This is a genomic window from Pseudomonas migulae NBRC 103157 (assembly GCF_002091715.1).
GTDB lineage: Bacteria > Pseudomonadota > Gammaproteobacteria > Pseudomonadales > Pseudomonadaceae > Aquipseudomonas > Aquipseudomonas migulae_A.
Genome location: NZ_BDAG01000070.1, coordinates 1 through 15,069, shown reverse-complemented (window position 1 = coordinate 15,069; position 15,069 = coordinate 1). Strand labels below are relative to the sequence as shown.

General features: G+C 59.4%; 17 protein-coding genes. 10 read left to right on the top strand and 7 right to left on the bottom strand.

Features of this window, described 5'->3' with window-relative positions; genetic code table 11:
* Both PMI01S_RS29895 and sthA read left to right on the top strand, forming a co-directional pair.
* Nucleotides 1–542, top strand: a 542-nt coding sequence (locus PMI01S_RS29895) for an FAD:protein FMN transferase (protein WP_139811126.1), incomplete at its 5' end; no start/stop codon positions are given.
* A gap of 207 nt (nt 543–749) precedes the next feature.
* Complete coding sequence (gene sthA, locus PMI01S_RS29890) at nt 750–2,144, top strand: Si-specific NAD(P)(+) transhydrogenase (protein ID WP_007907752.1); 1,395 nt, start codon at nt 750–752, stop codon at nt 2,142–2,144.
* A 42-nt stretch (nt 2,145–2,186) separates the two neighbouring features.
* On the opposite strand, the gene PMI01S_RS29885 is transcribed toward sthA, so the two are convergent.
* Both PMI01S_RS29885 and PMI01S_RS29880 read right to left on the bottom strand, forming a co-directional pair.
* Nucleotides 2,187–2,909 (bottom strand): glycerophosphodiester phosphodiesterase, encoded by a 723-nt coding sequence (locus PMI01S_RS29885; RefSeq protein ID WP_084323777.1) that lies wholly within the window; start codon nt 2,907–2,909, stop codon nt 2,187–2,189.
* A gap of 14 nt (nt 2,910–2,923) precedes the next feature.
* Entirely contained in the window at nt 2,924–3,502 is a 579-nt protein-coding gene (locus PMI01S_RS29880; RefSeq protein WP_084323776.1) for a PilZ domain-containing protein, read from the bottom strand.
* 94 nt (nt 3,503–3,596) lie between these two features.
* Here PMI01S_RS29880 and PMI01S_RS29875 point away from each other — a divergent pair, with 94 nt between their 5' ends.
* The 3 genes from PMI01S_RS29875 (at nt 3,597) to PMI01S_RS29865 (ending at nt 6,847) form a co-directional block, all read left to right on the top strand.
* Nucleotides 3,597–4,847, top strand: a complete 1,251-nt coding sequence (locus tag PMI01S_RS29875) for a lipoprotein-releasing ABC transporter permease subunit (RefSeq protein ID WP_084323775.1) — start codon at nt 3,597–3,599, stop codon at nt 4,845–4,847.
* Between the two features lie 7 nt (nt 4,848–4,854).
* Entirely contained in the window at nt 4,855–5,538 is a 684-nt protein-coding gene (lolD, locus tag PMI01S_RS29870) for a lipoprotein-releasing ABC transporter ATP-binding protein LolD (protein ID WP_167362922.1), read from the top strand.
* Nucleotides 5,539–5,602: 64 nt separating this feature from the next.
* Nucleotides 5,603–6,847: a lipoprotein-releasing ABC transporter permease subunit gene (locus tag PMI01S_RS29865; protein ID WP_084323774.1), complete on the top strand. Its 1,245-nt coding sequence runs from the start codon at nt 5,603–5,605 to the stop codon at nt 6,845–6,847.
* A 126-nt stretch (nt 6,848–6,973) separates the two neighbouring features.
* Here the strand turns inward: PMI01S_RS29865 and PMI01S_RS29860 are convergent, their stop codons facing one another.
* On the bottom strand, nt 6,974–8,323 hold the full coding sequence (locus PMI01S_RS29860; protein ID WP_084323773.1) for a heavy metal sensor histidine kinase: 1,350 nt from the start codon (nt 8,321–8,323) through the stop codon (nt 6,974–6,976).
* The gene (locus PMI01S_RS29855) at nt 8,323–9,003 is read right to left on the bottom strand and encodes a heavy metal response regulator transcription factor (protein WP_084323772.1); all 681 of its coding nucleotides are present in this window, start codon (nt 9,001–9,003) and stop codon (nt 8,323–8,325) included. The genes PMI01S_RS29860 and PMI01S_RS29855 overlap by 1 nt, the downstream gene beginning before the upstream one ends.
* A gap of 156 nt (nt 9,004–9,159) precedes the next feature.
* Here PMI01S_RS29855 and copI point away from each other — a divergent pair, with 156 nt between their 5' ends.
* On the top strand, nt 9,160–9,690 hold the full coding sequence (gene copI, locus PMI01S_RS29850) for a copper-resistant cuproprotein CopI (protein ID WP_084323771.1): 531 nt from the start codon (nt 9,160–9,162) through the stop codon (nt 9,688–9,690).
* Nucleotides 9,691–9,801: 111 nt separating this feature from the next.
* A complete protein-coding gene (gene queF, locus PMI01S_RS29845; protein WP_084323770.1) occupies nt 9,802–10,632 on the top strand; it encodes an NADPH-dependent 7-cyano-7-deazaguanine reductase QueF in 831 nt (276 codons plus the stop codon).
* Nucleotides 10,633–10,804: 172 nt separating this feature from the next.
* Here queF and PMI01S_RS29840 read toward each other — a convergent pair whose 3' ends face one another.
* Entirely contained in the window at nt 10,805–11,068 is a 264-nt protein-coding gene (locus tag PMI01S_RS29840) for a DUF4404 family protein (protein WP_084323769.1), read from the bottom strand.
* Nucleotides 11,069–11,177: 109 nt separating this feature from the next.
* Nucleotides 11,178–11,798 carry an HAD superfamily inactivated hydrolase PcrP gene (gene pcrP, locus PMI01S_RS29835; protein ID WP_084323768.1) on the bottom strand — a complete coding sequence of 207 codons (621 nt, stop codon included), beginning with the start codon at nt 11,796–11,798 and terminating at the stop codon, nt 11,178–11,180.
* A 200-nt stretch (nt 11,799–11,998) separates the two neighbouring features.
* Between pcrP and PMI01S_RS29830 the strand changes: the two genes are divergently transcribed.
* The gene (locus PMI01S_RS29830) at nt 11,999–12,688 is read left to right on the top strand and encodes an MlaA family lipoprotein (protein ID WP_084323767.1); all 690 of its coding nucleotides are present in this window, start codon (nt 11,999–12,001) and stop codon (nt 12,686–12,688) included.
* Nucleotides 12,689–12,749: 61 nt separating this feature from the next.
* On the opposite strand, the gene PMI01S_RS29825 is transcribed toward PMI01S_RS29830, so the two are convergent.
* Nucleotides 12,750–13,049 carry a PilZ domain-containing protein gene (locus PMI01S_RS29825; RefSeq protein WP_084323766.1) on the bottom strand — a complete coding sequence of 100 codons (300 nt, stop codon included), beginning with the start codon at nt 13,047–13,049 and terminating at the stop codon, nt 12,750–12,752.
* Between the two features lie 276 nt (nt 13,050–13,325).
* On the opposite strand from PMI01S_RS29825, the gene rssB reads away from it, so the two are divergent.
* Nucleotides 13,326–14,507 (top strand): two-component system response regulator RssB, encoded by a 1,182-nt coding sequence (gene rssB, locus PMI01S_RS29820; RefSeq protein ID WP_084323765.1) that lies wholly within the window; start codon nt 13,326–13,328, stop codon nt 14,505–14,507.
* Nucleotides 14,507–14,989 carry an anti-sigma factor antagonist RssC gene (gene rssC, locus PMI01S_RS29815; RefSeq protein WP_007935262.1) on the top strand — a complete coding sequence of 161 codons (483 nt, stop codon included), beginning with the start codon at nt 14,507–14,509 and terminating at the stop codon, nt 14,987–14,989. Before rssB ends, rssC begins: the two co-directional genes overlap by 1 nt.
* Nucleotides 14,990–15,069: the final 80 nt, after the last annotated feature.

The window sequence follows — 15,069 nt, the reverse complement described above, 5'->3', positions numbered from 1 at the left end:
GGTTGTGTAAGGATGCGCCGGTGGAAGTCGACTTCAACAGTCTCGCCGCTGGCTATGCTGTCGACCGGATTGCCGGGAGGCTAGAGGTATTGGGCATCGACAGTTACCTGGTCGAAGTCACCGGCGAGCTCAAGGCGACGGGCAAAAAGCTCGATGGCTCAGCCTGGAAGATCGCGCTGGAAGAACCTCGGGACGACGAACAGGTGACGCAAAAAATCATCGCAGTCGACGGCTACGGATTGTCCACCTCTGGTGACTATCGCAATTATTTTCAGCAGGACGGCAAGCGCTATTCCCACACTTTCGACGCCCGCACCGGTGCGCCGGTCGCGCACGCCCTGGCGTCAGTCACGGTGATTCATCCTTCAGCGTTAATGGCCGATGGCCTATCGACGCTGTTGCTGATTCTCGGTCCTGAGCGGGGTTGGGACTATGCCGAAACTCACAACATCGGTGCATTCTTTGTGATTCGTGCCGATACAGGTTTCGTCACACGAACCAATCAGGCTTTTGAACGCCTCAGTGGCGGAAAAACCGAATGATTACGGCGATTTGCGCATTGAAGACTGGCGTTGTAGTGCAGGCAAAAGTAGCCTACGACGCGACCAAGGGTTAATGTGCGCGGCGTTGACGCTTCTATAGACTGTGTCCGGGTTCTGCACTGGCCCCAAATTGTTCCTTCACGCCGCAGATCGGCGTGATTTAGCCGCAGGTGCCGAGGGCGCCGCGGCCTGTTCTGAGGAGTACGCATGGCTGTCTACAACTACGACGTGGTGGTGCTGGGTTCCGGCCCGGCGGGAGAAGGCGCGGCAATGAACGCCGCCAAAGCAGGGCGCAAGGTGGCGATGGTTGATAGCCGTCGCCAGGTCGGCGGCAACTGCACCCACCTGGGCACCATCCCGTCCAAGGCACTGCGTCACTCGGTCCGGCAGATCATGCAGTTCAACACCAACCCGATGTTCCGGGCCATTGGTGAGCCGCGCTGGTTCTCGTTCCCGGACGTGCTGAAAAGCGCCGAGAAAGTCATTTCCAAACAAGTCGCTTCGCGTACCGGCTACTACGCCCGTAACCGCGTCGACGTATTCTTCGGTACCGGCAGCTTCGCCGACGAGCAGACCATCGAAGTGGTCTGCGCCAACGGCGTGGTCGAAAAACTGGTGGCCAAGCACATCATCATCGCCACCGGCTCGCGTCCTTATCGCCCGGCGGACATCGATTTCCATCACCCGCGTATCTACGATAGCGACACCATCCTCAGCCTCGGCCATACCCCGCGCAAACTCATCGTTTATGGCGCTGGCGTGATCGGTTGTGAATACGCCTCGATCTTCAGCGGCCTGGGCGTGCTGGTTGAGCTGGTGGACAACCGTGGCCAGTTGCTGAGCTTCCTCGACTCGGAAATTTCCCAGGCGCTAAGCTACCACTTCAGCAACAACAACATCACGGTTCGCCACAACGAAGACTACGACCGCGTCGAAGGCGTGGACAACGGCGTGATCCTGCACCTCAAGTCCGGCAAGAAGATCAAGGCCGACGCCTTGCTCTGGTGCAACGGCCGAACCGGCAACACTGATCAGCTGGGTCTGGAAAACATCGGCGTGAAGGTCAACAGCCGTGGCCAGATCGAAGTCGACGAGGCTTATCGCACCTGCGTGCCGAACATTTATGGCGCCGGTGACGTGATTGGCTGGCCGAGCCTGGCCAGTGCCGCGCACGACCAGGGCCGTTCGGCCGCTGGCAGCATCGTCGATAACAACAGCTGGCGCTTCGTCAACGACGTGCCGACCGGCATCTACACCATTCCGGAGATCAGCTCGATCGGCAAGAACGAGCAGGAGCTGACGCAGGCCAAGGTGCCTTACGAAGTCGGCAAGGCATTCTTCAAGAGCATGGCGCGTGCGCAGATTGCCGGCGAGCCTCAGGGCATGCTGAAGATTCTGTTCCATCGCGAGACGCTGGAAGTGCTGGGTGTTCACTGCTTCGGTTATCAGGCGTCGGAGATCGTGCACATCGGTCAGGCGATCATGAGCCAGCCGGGTGAACTGAACACGCTGAAGTACTTCGTCAACACCACGTTCAACTACCCGACCATGGCCGAAGCCTATCGGGTAGCGGCGTACGATGGCCTCAACCGGCTTTTTTGAGCGGCTCCGGCCGGTGGCCTGAGCCGGCCGGGGAGACCGATTTCAGCAATTCTCGAGCGTGGCAGTGGCCAAACCGGGAAAGTCTGTAATCAGGCTGTCAACGCCGAAGTCGGCGAGTCTGCGCATCAGCGCGGGCTCGTTGACTGTCCATACCGACACATGCAGCCCCTGACGCTGCGCCTTCTGCAGGCGTTCCGGCGTACACAGGGTCCAGTTCAGCGCCAGAATCTCACAGCCATAGCTTTGCGCGACCTTCAGCGGGTCGAGCCAGGCGTATTCGGCCACCAGTCCGCGGGACACGTCCGGCACCAGGTCCAAAGCCGCTTTCAACACTTCTCGCGAACTCGAGGTGATGGTGACCTTGTCGAGCATGCCGAAACGCTGAGCCATTTCGCGAATCGCCAGTACTGTCGTCGCGGCGCGGGTGCGTGAAGCGCTTTTGACTTCCAGCTGCCAGTGCTCGAAGTCGCATTTCTCGAATAATTCTTCCAGCGTCGGAATCGGGCACGGCTTGATCCAGCCCGGGCCGCCCTTGCGTGCGTCGTAGGTCACCAGCTCTGCCGCCGTGTGCTCGACCACCTTGCCGCGCCGGTCAGTGGTGCGCTTGAGCGTCGGGTCGTGGATGACCATCAACTCGTTGTCCTTGGACAGATGCAGGTCCAGTTCGCAGCGACGTACGCCGTGCTTGAGGCATTCCTGAAAGCTGGTCAGGGTGTTTTCCGGTGCTTCGCCCTTGGCGCCGCGATGGCCGTAGATGAGGGTCACGGTTCTTCCTTAAATTAAATGCCTGATTCGTTTTCGCGGGCCAGACGTCGTTCCTGGGCCTGCTTCTGCAAAATGTAGCGGGCCAGCAGTTGACGCTGGGCATCGGTCGGATGTTCGAACTCGGTGCCGACGTCGTAGCCTTCACCCTTGCGATCGCAATGGGTAACGCGCGCGCGCAGCAACAAACCGAGGGCTTGCGGCATCAGCACCAGTTTCACCGACAGGTGCGTGCCCGCGGCAATCGGTGTCGGGTGCTGGAAGTCGACACCACCCTCGGAGATGATCACGGGCTGCGGCTCGCCGATCTGCCCGAGCACGGTGATGGCGATCACCTGGCTGAGCAGGTCGATACGTTTGTTCTGGGATTTCAGGAACGCCGCGAGGTTGCGGTCGCGCTCGCTGATCTGGCGCAACAGGTGTTGCGATTCGAATTCGCTCAGGTGCAATTCGCTGAGCAGGTTGAAGAGTGGGGAAGCATCCTGCAACACTTCCTGGCCTGCGGCTTCGGGAGCGGACAGGGGCCGAATTTCCAGTGCGATCGTGTCCTCGATACGGTAGTATTCGCGGCGATCTTCTTCATCTAATGTCGACATGGCGAACCCATGGTAGCGGCGGTGGTCTGAGTGTAAAGCTGGTTATCGACCCCCGCCACAAGGACGTTCCTTTTCCCTCCGAACAAGCCCCGACATGTTCAGACCTCTCTTCGTATTTATTGGCACGCGTTATACCCGTGCAAAGCGTCGCAATCATTTTGTGTCGTTCATTTCCCTGACTTCAATGATCGGTCTTGCCCTTGGCGTGATCGTGATGATCGTCGTGCTGTCGGTCATGAACGGCTTCGATCATGAAATGCGCACTCGCGTGTTGGGCATGGTGCCCCACGCGACCATCGAGTCCGGCGAGCCGATCAGCGACTGGCAGGACCTCGCCGCCAAGGTCAGGCAGAACCCGCAGGTGGCGGCTGTGGCGCCGTTTACCCAGATGCAGGGTTTGCTGACCAACAACGGCAAGGTCTCCAAAGTGCTGCTCAATGCCATCGACCCGGCGCTCGAACGCCAGGTGTCGATCATTGACAAGTTCATGCTGCAGGGAAAACTCGATGACCTCGCGCCCGGCAGTTTCGGCATCGTCATCGGTGACAAGGCGGCCGCCAAGCTCGGCGCGGCCATCGGCGACAAGCTGACCTTCGTCGCGCCGGAAGTCACCGTGACCCCGGCCGGCATGTTCCCGCGCATGAAACGCTTCACCGTGGTCGGCATCTTCCATGTCGGCGCCGGCGAGATCGACGGATACCTGGGCGTCACCAACCTGCAGGACCTGGCGAAGCTGCACCGCTGGAAGCCGGATCAGGTGCAGGGCATCCGCCTGAAGTTCGACGACCTGTTCCAGGCGCCACGCACTGCGTGGAACATCGCCCAGCAGCTCGGCGAGGACCATTTCTACGCCCGCGACTGGACCCGCACCCACGGCAATCTGTATCAGGCGATCCGCATGGAAAAAGCCATGATCGGCTTGCTGTTGCTGCTGATCGTTGCCGTCGCTGCGTTCAACATCATTTCCACGCTGGTGATGGTGGTGAACGACAAGAAGGGCGATATCGCGATTCTGCGTACCCTCGGCGCCACGCCGCGTTCGATCATGGCGATCTTCATGGTGCAGGGCACTGTCATTGGCGTGTTCGGCACGCTGATCGGCGCCGTGGTCGGGATCTTCGCCGCGCTGAACGTCAGCGCCGCGATCTCGGCCCTCGAAGGCTTGATCGGCCACAAATTCCTCAACGCCGACGTGTACTTCATCGATTACCTGCCGTCGCAAGTGCAGAGCCAGGATGTGTTGATGGTCTGCGCCGCCGCGTTGGTCCTGAGTTTCCTCGCCACCCTGTATCCAGCCTGGCGTGCCGCGCGCACCCAGCCTGCGGAGGCGCTACGTTATGAGTGAGTCGGGCATGAGTGATAAAGCAATCTTGAGCTGCCGCAACCTGGGCAAATCCTACGAGGAAGGCCCGGAGTCGGTTGAAGTGTTGGCCGGTCTGCAGCTGGAGCTGCATCCGGGTGAGCGCGTGGCGATTGTCGGCACCTCGGGGTCGGGCAAAAGTACCTTGCTCAACCTGCTTGGCGGTCTTGATACGCCGACCAAGGGCAGCGTCTGGCTTGACGGCGAAGAGCTGTCGGCATTGAGCGAGAAGAATCGTGGCCTGCTGCGCAACCGGTCGCTGGGTTTCGTTTACCAGTTCCACCATTTGCTGCCGGAGTTCACCGCGCTGGAAAACGTCTGCATGCCACTGCTGATCGGCAAAACTGCGATCCCGGAAGCGCGCCAGCGTGCGACGGCGTTGCTGGAGCGGGTAGGGCTGGGTCATCGCCTCGAGCACAAACCGGCGGAGTTGTCCGGAGGCGAGCGCCAGCGTGTGGCCATCGCCCGCGCCCTGGTGAACAAGCCTGGCTTGGTGATGCTCGACGAGCCGACCGGTAACCTCGACTCCCACACCGCTCAGGGCATTCAGGATTTGATGTTGGAACTCAGCACCTCGATGCGCACGGCGTTCCTGGTGGTGACCCACGACATGAACCTGGCTCGCCAGATGGATCGCGTCCTGCATTTGCAGGAAGGTTGCCTGACGCCTATCTGATTGGTCGAAACCCGATGTTTGAAAAGACGTCGGGTCTTTTTGTTTTTATACGGTGCCCCAGCGAATGTTCAGACCGTTATCGATCTTTATCGGCACGCGCTATACCCGCGCCAAGCGCCGCAATCGCTTTGTTTCGTTCATCTCGATGACCTCGATGATCGGCCTCGCCCTCGGTGTCCTGGCGATGATCGTGGTGTTGTCGGTGATGAACGGGTTCCAGCGCGAAATGAGCTCGCGCATCCTCGGTATGGTGCCCCACGCGACCATCGTCGGCGTCAACCCGATCGACGATTGGCAGCCGGTGGCCGCCGCCGCGATGAAAAACCCGGAAGTGACCGCCGCCGTGCCCTTCACCGAGATGGAAGGCATGCTCTCCTATAAAGGTACGATGCAGCCGATTCAGGTCAGCGGCGTCGATCCGGCGCTCGAGGGCAAGGTCTCGATCGTTGCCCAGCACATCGTTCAGGGGCGTCTCGATGCCTTGAAGCCGGGCGAGTTCGGCGTAGTGATCGGCGAGATCACGGCGCGGCGTTTCCGCTTGAATGTCGGCGACAAGATCACCCTGATCGTGCCGGAAGTCAGCAACGCGCCGGGCGGAATTACCCCGCGCATGCAGCGACTGAACGTGGTGGGCGTGTTCAAGGTGGGTGCCGAGCTGGATGGCTCGATGGCGCTGATCCATGTTGCCGATGCTGCGCAAATGCAGCATTGGGAGCCGAATCAGGTGCAGAGCGTGCGCCTGGCGGTGAAGGATCTGTATGCGGCGCCGCAGGTTTCCAGCGACATTGCTGGCGGCTTGGGCGCGGCTTACAAGGCTGACGACTGGACCCACACCCAGGGCAGTCTGTTCAGCGCGATGAAAATGGAAAAAACCATGATCGGCCTGTTGTTGCTGATGATCGTTGCGGTGGCGGCGTTCAACATCATCGCCACCCTGATCATGGTGGTGAATGACAAGGGCGCGGACATCGCGATCCTGCGTACCATCGGCGCCACGCCACGCCAGATCATGGCGATCTTCATGGTCCAGGGCACGGTGATCGGGGTGGTCGGCACGTTGATCGGCGGCGTGCTCGGCGTGATTGCCGCGCTGAACGTCAGTGAGCTGGTCGGCTGGGTGGAGCGGGTGAGCGGGCAGCACATCTTCAGTTCCGATGTGTATTTCGTCAGCAACCTGCCTTCGGAATTGCAGGGCGCAGATGTGTTGTTGATCTGCTCGGCGGGGTTTGTGTTGAGCTTCCTTGCCACGGTTTACCCGGCTTGGCGTGCGGCGAAGATCGAACCGGCTCACGCGTTGCGGTATTCGTAGGTCCTGATACCGCGTTCGCGAGCAAGCCCGCTCCCACATTGGATCTGTGACGGTCACAAATATTGTGATCGACCCAGATCCAATGTGGGAGCGGGCTTGCTCGCGAAGGGGTCGAACCTGCTGGCCTCAATCCCCTTTCGGCAACTCAATCACAAACCGCGTCCACCCACTCTCCGATTCGCAACGAATCTGCCCACCATGGGCACGAACGATCGACTGGGTAATCGCCAATCCCAACCCCGCATGTTCACTGCTGCCTTCCTGTCGGGCCGGATCCGCCCGGTAGAAGCGATCAAACAAGCGCGGCAGCAATGCCCCGTCAATGCCTTCGCCGCTGTTCTCAATCGTCAGACTCAAACCTCCAGACTGCTCGATAATCCGCACCCGTACCTCGCCCTCGGCCGGTGTAAATCGCAACGCGTTATCCAGCAAATTCGAAAGCGCTCGCCGCAACATGCTCCGGTCACCCTCCATGCGCGCATGACCTTCGCGACTCAACGTCACCCGAGCGTCTTCGGCCAGTGGCGCAAAAAACTCCAGCAACACATTCACTTCGTCCGCCAGTTCCAGCGGTTCTCTCTTTGGCATCAACAAGCCATGGTCAGCCTTGGCCAGGTACAACATGTCGTTGACCAATTGCGCCATCCATTGCAGTTCTTCGAGGTTGCTGTGCAGCGTTTCGCGGTAATCCTCGATGGGCCTTGGGCGGGTGAGGGTGACCTGGGTGTGGGTCAGCAGGTTCGACAGCGGCGTGCGCAGTTCATGGGCGATGTCGGCGGAAAACGCCGAGAGCCGCTGAAACGAGTCGTCGAGGCGTCCAAGCATGGCGTTGAAGTGGTGGGCCATTTCCGCGAGTTCTGGCGGCATGTCGTCTTCGGGCAGGCGAGCGTTGAGCGATTGCGCCGAAACACCGCAGGCGACCGCACTCATGCGGCGCAATGGACGCAACCCGCTACGCGCCGCCCAGGCACCGAGCAGTGCCGTGGCCAGGGCGGACAACCCCACGGTGAGCCAGATCAGGTGTTGCATGCGTTGCAGAAAATGCTGGTGATGGGTGATGTCCAGCAGCAGGGTCAATTGCGGTGAGTCAGGTTTGTCCACAAACAACGGCGCATTCAGGACGCGGTAGTCGGTGTCGTTGTCATTGAGGGTCGATAAACCCGGTTTTTGCGGAAGTTTATCGGGCAGGCTCGCGGTGCTGTCGTACCAGCGCTTGCCGTCGCTACCAGAAATGCGCAGGGACAAATCAGCCTGACGGTTCAATTCATCCGCCAGTCTGACTTCGCTTTCGCTGGATTGAAGATCGTGAAGCGCTCGACGCAAGCCAATCAACTTGCCGTTCAGCAATTGCTGGTCCAGCTCAACGAAGTGCGCCTCGCTGGCCCGACTGAACAATACGCCCGCAAACAGCGAAACCACGGCGGTGCAAGCGGCAAAGAGCAGCGCCAGGCGGCTGCTCAAGGACAGTCGGCGCATCAGGCAGGCCGCTCTTCAAGGACATAACCCATGCCGCGCACGGTGTGGATCAACTTGTTTGGGAACTCGTCGTCGATCTTCAGGCGCAGCCGGCGGATGGCAACTTCGATGACATTGGTGTCGCTGTCGAAATTCATGTCCCAGACCTGGGAAGCGATCAGCGACTTGGGCAGCACTTCGCCCTGACGTCGCAGGAGCATTTCCAACAGGGCGAATTCCTTGGCGGTCAGGTCGATGCGCTGACCGCTGCGTTCGACGCGGCGGCGGATCAGATCCAGGCGCAAATCGGCCAGTTGCAGGCTGGTTTCCTGAGTCGAGGCGCTGCCACGGCGCAACAGGCTTCGGACCCGGGCCAACAGTTCGGAGAAGGCGAACGGCTTGACCAGGTAATCGTCGGCGCCGAGTTCGAGTCCGTGGACCCTGTCCTCCACCGCATCTCGCGCTGTCAGAAAAAGTACCGGCGTATCGAGGCCGGCGCTACGCACGGCTTGCAGGATTTGCCAGCCATCGCGCCCCGGCAGCATCACATCGAGGATCAGCAGCGCATATTCACCACTCAGCGCCAATTGTTGGCCGGTGCTGCCGTCGGCCACCAGATCGGTGTTGAACCCGGCCTCGGCCAGGCCTTGGCGCAAGTAATGGCCGGTTTTCGGTTGGTCTTCGACGATCAGCAGTTTCATGGGCGACTCGAGGTTATTGGAACGAACGCTTTATACCGTGGGCAGCGTCAGTACAGGCCAGCCTGACAAAGTTGTAATCTGGTCGTCAGGTTGGGGGCAGTGCCTTTAGTTTAAAGTTTTTCACAGGCTGAACCTTATCTTGATTGGAGTACGACTATGTTTTTGCGCAAACCTCTGCTGCTGGCCGCGTGCCTGCTGGCGCTGAACTCGCCGGCGTGGGCATCGCCGGCACAGACCTTCGACTTCGGTCGACCGGCCACGGCCGACAAGGCTGATCGCAGCATCGAAGTGGTGATGGGCGACATGTCGTTCACCCCCAAGGCCCTCGATATCAAGGCGGGTGAGACGGTTCGCTTTGTGCTGGTGAATAAAGGCCAATTGCTGCACGAACTCAACCTCGGCGACGCGGCGATGCATGCAAAACATCAGCAGGAAATGTTGAAGATGCAGCAGAGCGGCATGCTTACGCCTACAGGCATGAAGGAAATGGACCACGGGTCGATGGCTGGCATGGATCACGGAATGATGAAGCACGACGACCCCAATAGCGTCCTCGTTGAACCGGGCAAAACCGCCGAATTGACCTGGACCTTCACCAAAGCTACCAGCCTGGAATTTGCCTGCAATATTCCAGGCCACTATCAGGCTGGGATGGTCGGCAAGTTGACCGTAGGCGCTGTCGAGTGAAACGAGGCTGCGATCTTTTAAAGGGGCGCAAAAGCCCCGCCGGACACGAAGCACTCAAAGACGGGCACAAAGGCTGGTAGAATCCGCTGATTCTTCAGTCAGGTTTCCACCATGCATCCCGCAGCCGAACACTCGCCGCTGGGCAAATCCAGCGAATACATCGCCACATACACGCCGTCCTTGCTGTTCCCGATCCCGCGCACCGCGAAATGGGCCGAGCTGGGCCTGACGGCAGAAACCCTGCCGTACAAGGGCGTGGACTTCTGGAACTGCTTCGAGCTGTCGTGGCTGTTGCCGTCCGGCAAACCCGTGGTGGCGATCGGCGAATTCAGCATCCCGGCGGATTCGCCGAACATCATCGAATCCAAGTCGTTCAAGCTGTACCTGAACTCGCTGAACCAGACGCCGTTTACCGACACCGCGAGCCTTGAAGCGACGCTGGTGAAAGACCTGTCGGCTGCGGCTGGCAAACCGGTTGGCGTGCGGATTCGCAGCCTGAAAGACGTTGAAGCCGAAGGCGTCGTGGCGTTGCCGGGCGTTTGCATCGACGATCTGGAGATCAGCGTCAGCAACTATGAGCATCCGCGGCCGGAGCTGCTGCGTTGCGACGAGTCGCGCATCGTCGAGGAGAGCGTGCACAGTCATTTGCTCAAGTCCAATTGCCCGGTCACCAGTCAGCCGGACTGGGGCAGCGTAGCGGTGGAATACCGTGGCGCGGCGCTGGATCATGCGAGTTTGCTGGAATACATCGTGAGTTTCCGCCAGCACTCGGACTTCCATGAGCAGTGCGTGGAGCGGATTTTTCTCGACCTGCAACGCTTGCTGAAACCGGAGAAGCTGACGGTGTATGCGCGCTACGTGCGACGTGGCGGGTTGGACATCAACCCGTATCGCAGCACTGAAACCGTTCAATTGCCGAACCACCGCCTGGTCCGCCAATGACGATCCAATGTGGGAGCGGGCTTGCTCGCGAATGCGATTGATCAGTCAGCGTTGATGGTGCCTGATAAACCGCATTCGCGAGCAAGCCCACTCCCACAAGGGATTGCGTTGCAAACCGCAGATATGAAAAAGCCCCGCTATCACTAGCGGGGCTTTTCTGTATCCGGTGGGTTCAGATTCCCATATTGCCCAAGGCCTGCACGATGTTGCGCAGTGTGCCGGCGAGGGTAGGGTGCTCAATTTCGAAGCGCTCTACGGCCAGATTCACATTGTCGGAGAGGCTGGAGTCCTGGGTTTTGGTTTCGAGCTCGATTTCGAGTTCGATCTGTTGCATCAATGCATGCAGGTCTTCGCGCTCGGCTTCCGTCAGCGGCGGATTCTGTTCCAGTTGCTCGCGCAGAGTATTGAGCTGTTCTTGCAGTTCGCGGGCAGGCATGGCGTTCTTCCTTTTATCGATAGGCACTGGCATAGACCGTAGCAGCGCGCCAAAGGTCTATGGCTGACCTTTAGATTAATCCACTCGCGCGAAACCTGCATGATCCGGGTCAGGGCTTTTCACCCTTGAGGCGACGAAGGCTGATGTCGGCCAGACAGGTGTCGAGCTCGCCGAGGTGATCGATCACCGAGTGCACGCCCAGGCTGAACAGTTGCACCGTTGCCTTGCCGCGCAGGTGTTCGCGTTCCTTTTGGCTCAAGGCTTGCCATTCGCTGGGCGCCAGCCCGCAGAGTGAGCCGCAGGAGGCCAGGCCAATCGTCCACAGCCCGGCATTCAGGCCCGACTGCAGCAATCGCGGTTCGCCGCTGACCAGCACGCAGCCATCCAGGCGCTCGACATTCAGCGCCATCAAGGCTTGCCAGCACGCATTCGGCGCGGGCCAGGGATTGATTGTTGCGGGGTGTTGCGAAGGTTTGATCCATTCCGGCAAAGCGGTGGCCAGGGAATGGCAAAGGGCAGGGGCGAGTTCGTCGAGCCAGGCGCAGGGAATCTGCTGGCGTTGCAAGCTGTGCAAACTGTCCAGAGCCCCCGGCGTGACCTCGGCGTGCTCGGCAGAATGAGCGTCGTGCCGGCGCGTGCGGGCGCCGAAATCCACCAGGCAACCGCTGAGGCCGAACAGGACGGCGGTCAGGCTGGGTGCGGTGAGGGGCAAGGCTTCGGCGTGCGGCATGTCAACGTCCCTGAAATAGCGACAAGGCTATGCGTTGCCGGTGACAGTTGGATGACATTGATGTGAATCGCTCACAGTCAGGGAGAATCATCCGTAGGCCATCACGCATGCTACTGCCTAAAGCTGCTTTTCCACCTTATACTAGCGAGCTTAATGCCCGGGCCAAGACGCCCGCGCCAGTACAAACCAAGGAGTTTTCTATGCGCTGGAGCAATCATCTCGCTCAGCTTTTTGTGTGCGCCAGTGTGTTACTGGCTCCGTTCGTTGCTCAAGCAGCTTCGGAAGACGACCCTTGGGAAAGCATCAACCGTCCGATCTACAAATTCAACGATGCGGTCGACACCTATGCGCTGAAGCCTTTGGCGCAGGGCTACCAGTTCGTCACCCCGCAGTTTCTCGAAGACGGCATCCACAACATGTTCCGCAACGTCGGTGATGTCACCAACCTTGCCAACAACATCTTGCAGGCCAAACCGGCCGCCGCCGGGGTCGATACCGCGCGCCTGATCTTCAACACCACCTTCGGCTTGTTGGGCTTCTTCGACGTGGGCACTAAAATGGGCCTGAACCGTAGCGACGAAGACTTCGGTCAGACGCTGGGTTACTGGGGCGTAGGAAGCGGTCCGTACGTGATGTTGCCGTTTCTGGGCCCGAGCACTCTGCGTGATGCTCCGGCGAAGTACATTGATGGCTACACCGGCCCATACCCGTACATTCACGATGTGCCGGTGCGTAACTCGATCTTCGGCCTGAATATCGTCGACACCCGCGCCAGCCTGCTGTCCGCCGAGAAGCTCATCACTGGCGACAAGTACACCTTCATCCGCAATGCGTACTTGCAGAACCGCGAATTCAAAGTCAAAGACGGTCAGGTCGAAGACGATTTCTGATATCGACCGATAAAACGAAGAAGGCGGCCAGTTGGCCGCCTTCTTTGGTTTTGGATCCGGGTTATTTCATCTTCAGGATTGTAAGGCCGAGTTTCTGACTGCCGCCGTCCTGTTCTTTCACCCACACCACTTCAGTGTCGGCCTCGAGGCCTTTGAGTGCTGCGTGATCGGAATCGATCCGTACGCTAAGGCGGTCACCGACCCTGAACAAACGAGGTGCCTCAACCTGCATGCCACTGCTGGAAAGGTCGATACAGACGGCTGCAACCTCGTCTCCTTCGTGAATCAGCGCTACATCTGCATCAACCCGCATGCGGATGAAATCACGCTTTTCGCTGTAGTCCCGATCGGTTTGACTCATGGCCTTGATCCTTCCATTGGGTTACGGTTTTGCCTGTTCTTATAACTCCCGGTGATTTGACAAGTAAAGACGTCAAGCGACCATCGGCGTGAGCTTGAAACGCCCCGCGGATGGGAGTACCGTCTGCGCCTTAGAAGGGCACCTCTGGTGTGCCTGCAAGTAAGGTGAATGCCCGAAAGCGGTGCAGCAGGGAGGCTAGAAAGCGAATCCAGTAGTGTGTGCGGGGTCAATTGCCCAGCCTGCTACGCCAACCTAATTCTGGCGCCGTTTGCCCACATGCCAAAAACCAGTGCCACGCTGCTGATAATCGATGATGACGAAGTAGTGCGCGCGAGCCTCGCCGCCTATTTGGAAGACAGTGGTTTCAGCGTCTTGCAGGCCAGCAATGGCCAGCAGGGTCTTCAGGTATTCGAGCAAGACAAGCCCGACTTGGTCATCTGCGATCTGCGCATGCCGCAGATGGGCGGACTCGAACTCATCCGCCAGGTCACCGAGCGATCACCGCAAACCCCTGTGATTGTGGTGTCGGGTGCCGGCGTGATGAACGACGCGGTCGAGGCCTTGCGCCTGGGCGCAGCGGATTACCTGATCAAGCCTCTCGAAGATCTGGCTGTGCTCGAGCACTCCGTGCGCCGGGCCCTGGATCGCGCGCGCCTGCTGCTGGAAAACCAGCGCTACCGCGAGAAGCTGGAAAAGGCCAATCGCGAGCTCGAAGCCAGCCTGAACCTGCTCCAGGAAGACCAGAACGCCGGTCGCCAGGTGCAGATGAACATGCTGCCGGTCAGCCCGTGGACCATCGACGAGTTCCAGTTTGCTCACCAGATCATCCCGTCGCTGTACCTGTCGGGTGATTTTGTCGACTATTTTCGGGTCGACGAGCGTCGGGTAGCGTTCTACCTGGCGGACGTTTCCGGTCATGGCGCCTCTTCAGCCTTCGTTACCGTGCTGCTGAAATTCATGACCACGCGCTTGCTGTTCGAATCCAAGCGCAACGGCACCTTGCCGGAATTCAAGCCTTCGGAGGTCCTTGGTCATATCAACCGGGGGCTGATCAGTTGTAAGCTGGGTAAACACGTCACAATGGTCGGTGGAGTCATCGACGAGGAGACAGGTTTGTTGACCTATAGCATCGGCGGTCATTTGCCGTTGCCTGTGTTGTACACGCCAGACAGTGTCCGTTATCTGGAAGGGCGTGGCCTGCCGGTGGGTCTCTTCAATGAAGCCACCTACGAAGACCACGTGCTGGAACTGCCGCCGACGTTCAGCCTGACACTGATGTCTGATGGCATTCTGGACCTTTTGCCAGAACCTACACTCAAAGAAAAAGAAGCGGCTTTGCCCCAACGGGTCAAGGCAGCGGGCGGCACCCTGGATGGGTTGCGGCAGGTTTTTGGATTGGCCACGCTAGGGGAGATGCCGGATGATATCGCCCTGTTGGTGTTGAGCAGGAATCTTTGATGAGTACCGGTAGAATCCAGTTCGCCGAGCAGGACGGGACCTTCGTCCTGAAGTTCGTCGGTGAAGTTCGCCTGACTTTGTGTTCGGCGTTGGATGCGACTATTGAGCGGATCTTCACGGCGTTGAACTTCAACGCGATCGTGATCGATCTGACCGAAACCCGCAGCATCGACAGCACCACCCTTGGCCTGCTGGCCAAACTGTCGATCCTGTCGCGGCAAAAGGTCGGCCTGCTGCCGACCGTCGTCACCACCCACGAAGACATCACCCGTCTGCTGCAGTCCATGGGCTTCGAGCAGGTGTTCAACATCGTTGACCGCCCGATCCCGTGCCCTGAGTGCCTGACCGACCTGCCAGACCAGGATCAGTCCGAGGAAGTGGTGCGGATCAAAGTGCTTGAAGCGCACAAAATCCTGATGGGGCTGAACGATTCGAATCGTGAAGCGTTCCATGATCTGGTGAATGCGCTGGAGCGGCACTGATTCCCTGGAATTGATGATGTGGCTGCACTGGCCTCATCGCCAGCAAGCCGGCTCCTACACGTGATAATTCGGTGGAGAAA

What these genes read in the sequence shown, in the direction of transcription:
- sthA (WP_007907752.1), top strand. Translation starts at nt 750, where the DNA reads ATGGCTGTCTACAACTACGACGTGGTGGTGCTGGGTTCCGGCCCGGCG.
- PMI01S_RS29880 (WP_084323776.1), bottom strand. Translation starts at nt 3,502, where the DNA reads ATGTCGACATTAGATGAAGAAGATCGCCGCGAATACTACCGTATCGAG.
- PMI01S_RS29875 (WP_084323775.1), top strand. Translation starts at nt 3,597, where the DNA reads ATGTTCAGACCTCTCTTCGTATTTATTGGCACGCGTTATACCCGTGCA.
- lolD (WP_167362922.1), top strand. Translation starts at nt 4,855, where the DNA reads ATGAGTGATAAAGCAATCTTGAGCTGCCGCAACCTGGGCAAATCCTAC.
- PMI01S_RS29865 (WP_084323774.1), top strand. Translation starts at nt 5,603, where the DNA reads ATGTTCAGACCGTTATCGATCTTTATCGGCACGCGCTATACCCGCGCC.
- PMI01S_RS29860 (WP_084323773.1), bottom strand. Translation starts at nt 8,323, where the DNA reads ATGCGCCGACTGTCCTTGAGCAGCCGCCTGGCGCTGCTCTTTGCCGCT.
- PMI01S_RS29855 (WP_084323772.1), bottom strand. Translation starts at nt 9,003, where the DNA reads ATGAAACTGCTGATCGTCGAAGACCAACCGAAAACCGGCCATTACTTG.
- copI (WP_084323771.1), top strand. Translation starts at nt 9,160, where the DNA reads ATGTTTTTGCGCAAACCTCTGCTGCTGGCCGCGTGCCTGCTGGCGCTG.
- queF (WP_084323770.1), top strand. Translation starts at nt 9,802, where the DNA reads ATGCATCCCGCAGCCGAACACTCGCCGCTGGGCAAATCCAGCGAATAC.
- PMI01S_RS29840 (WP_084323769.1), bottom strand. Translation starts at nt 11,068, where the DNA reads ATGCCTGCCCGCGAACTGCAAGAACAGCTCAATACTCTGCGCGAGCAA.
- pcrP (WP_084323768.1), bottom strand. Translation starts at nt 11,798, where the DNA reads ATGCCGCACGCCGAAGCCTTGCCCCTCACCGCACCCAGCCTGACCGCC.
- PMI01S_RS29830 (WP_084323767.1), top strand. Translation starts at nt 11,999, where the DNA reads ATGCGCTGGAGCAATCATCTCGCTCAGCTTTTTGTGTGCGCCAGTGTG.
- PMI01S_RS29825 (WP_084323766.1), bottom strand. Translation starts at nt 13,049, where the DNA reads ATGAGTCAAACCGATCGGGACTACAGCGAAAAGCGTGATTTCATCCGC.
- rssB (WP_084323765.1), top strand. Translation starts at nt 13,326, where the DNA reads ATGCCAAAAACCAGTGCCACGCTGCTGATAATCGATGATGACGAAGTA.
- rssC (WP_007935262.1), top strand. Translation starts at nt 14,507, where the DNA reads ATGAGTACCGGTAGAATCCAGTTCGCCGAGCAGGACGGGACCTTCGTC.